This is a genomic window from Protofrankia sp. Cr1 (assembly GCF_963555865.1).
Classification (GTDB): domain Bacteria; phylum Actinomycetota; class Actinomycetes; order Frankiales; family Frankiaceae; genus Protofrankia.
This window is the reverse complement of sequence record NZ_CAUVXO010000211.1, coordinates 5,982-8,111: the sequence shown is the minus strand read 5'-3', so window position 1 is coordinate 8,111 and position 2,130 is coordinate 5,982. Positions and strand designations below refer to the sequence as shown.

2 protein-coding genes are annotated in these 2,130 nt (G+C 65.0%); both read left to right on the top strand.

Annotation, left to right across the window (positions count from 1 at the left end; genetic code table 11):
• Positions 1-481 (top strand): NUDIX hydrolase (locus U9980_RS16420; RefSeq protein ID WP_322768719.1); only part of this gene is annotated, 481 nt, incomplete at its 5' end.
• 487 nt (positions 482-968) lie between these two features.
• A complete protein-coding gene (locus U9980_RS16415; RefSeq protein WP_322768718.1) occupies positions 969-1,799 on the top strand; it encodes an SAM-dependent methyltransferase in 831 nt (276 codons plus the stop codon).
• Positions 1,800-2,130: the final 331 nt, after the last annotated feature.

Genomic DNA, 2,130 nt, shown 5'->3' with positions numbered 1-2,130 from the left:
TATCACCTACTCGTCGTCGGGAGAGACTGCCGCCATGGCGTACGCCAGCGTCATCGATGTCATGTTGCTGCTTATCCGTGATAACGCGGTACTGCTTGCGCTTCGATCCGGTACTGGTTTCGCTGATGGTGAGTGGAATGTCCCTTCTGGGAAGCTGGAAGCCGGTGAGGACGCCGCCGCCGCGCTCATCCGGGAGACCCGTGAGGAGATCGGCCTCATCCTGGACCGCGCGTCGCTGACGCTCGCCTCGACCGTCCACTTCCGCAACGACCGCGCCGAAGGGCGCCTCGGCCTGTTCTTCCGTCCACAGTGGTGGGACGGCGAACCGGTCAACGCCGAACCACACAAGTGCGCCCGCATCGCCTGGTTCCCCCTCGACGAGCTCCCTGACAACACCTATCCCTACACCCGCATTGGCGTAGATCTTTATCGACGGCGGGAGAACTTCGCCGTCTCCGGATGGGAACCCTCGAAAACATGAGAAGGGATAACCGCACACGTCCATCGCCGTCTCATGGGCTGATGCCGCCGGTGCCCTTGTGGCGACAGTCGGTCTCTGCGGTTTATTCTCGTCGGCCCGGCGGTCGTCCCGCTCCACCACGGACCGTTCTCACCCCGACCGGTGTCGTCCGCTTGCCCAAGGGGACCGTCCGGTGCACGGGTGGGCGATGGAGAAATGGCGATCATGCGTGGGTGTCCTTCGTCTACCACCGGCGATCACGCGACGTGGCACGACCCTGTCGTGCAACCAATCCGACCATCCAGCCGGAATGATCTTCCTTCTTGGTGTGCATCTTCACAGGTCACGGCCCTCGGCGATGCCGAATCGAAGCTTCTCGCTGGAGGGAATGACCCGCAGGCGTTCATCCGGGACAGTGACACCACCTTGCCTGTTCTTGCCATCCTGGACGGTCCACAATCCTGATGAGGGTTGCGAGGACGTCCCGTAGTGAACGGAACCCCATCCCATGCCCGAGGACCAGGGAGACCAGACTCCGGTCGGTATCGACGTGAGCGTTCCCCATCCCGCCCGCCTGTACGACTACTACCTGGGCGGGAAGGATAACTTCCCCGCCGACCGTGCAGCGGCGGAAAGGGTCCTCGACGCCGCACCCGAGGCCCGGCTCATGGCACGGGAGAACAGACGTTTCCTGGTCCGCGCGGCCCGGTTCCTCGCGGCCGAGTGCGGTGTCCGCCAGTTCCTCGATATCGGCACCGGTATTCCCACCAGCCCGAATCTTCATGAGATCGTCCAGGATGTCGCCCCGGCGTCCCGGATCGTCTACACCGACAACGATCGGCTCGTCCTGGCCTACGCCCGTGCCCTGCTCACCAGCACCCCCGACGGCGTTACCGCCTATCTCGACGCCGACCTGCGCCATGTCGACCGCATCCTGTCCGCGCCGGAGGTGACCGAAACCCTCGACTTCACCCGGCCGGTCGGTCTTTTCCTCGTCGCGATCCTGCACTTCATCACCGACGAGGAGAACCCCGGCACCATCGTGAAAAGCCTTCTCGACGCTCTCCCCGAGGGTAGCTACCTCGTTCTGTCCCATGCGACCGCCGATCTGCGTCCCACGGCGGCGGAGGACGTCGTGTCCACCTACCGCAGCGCTGCGATGGCACTCACCCTGCGGGCCAAAGCGGAGATCGCGAGCTTCTTCGACGGAACCGATCTCCTCGACCCCGGCCTGGTCCAGGTGCCGACGTGGCGGCCCACCGACGAGCTACCCCCTGGCCACGAGGACGTCTGGATCTATGGCGGGGTGGGCCACGTAGCTCGTCAGACCGTTCGCTGAAATGAAGACAAGCGCCGAACTCGCCGGCGCGCAGCGTACGCAGGCTGCGCACGGCCGGCATCACGACCACCGGCTCGTTTGTCGCGGGGTCTCATGTCCGCCCCGCCCGCGCAGCTACCTCGTGACCTCTCATCGCACAGAAAGCCCGAGGTCCTCCTCGGTCTTTCTCTAATCCGAAGGATGAGCATTCATGTCCCTGGTGCAGACCGAGCGTGCCGGTAGTTCACAGGATGCCGATCGGCCCGAGGTGCGCGTCGCGATCGTCGGCGCGGGCGAGCAGGCGGTGACGCACCTCCTGCCCGCGCTGCGGCATCTCGACGGCGTCCGTCTG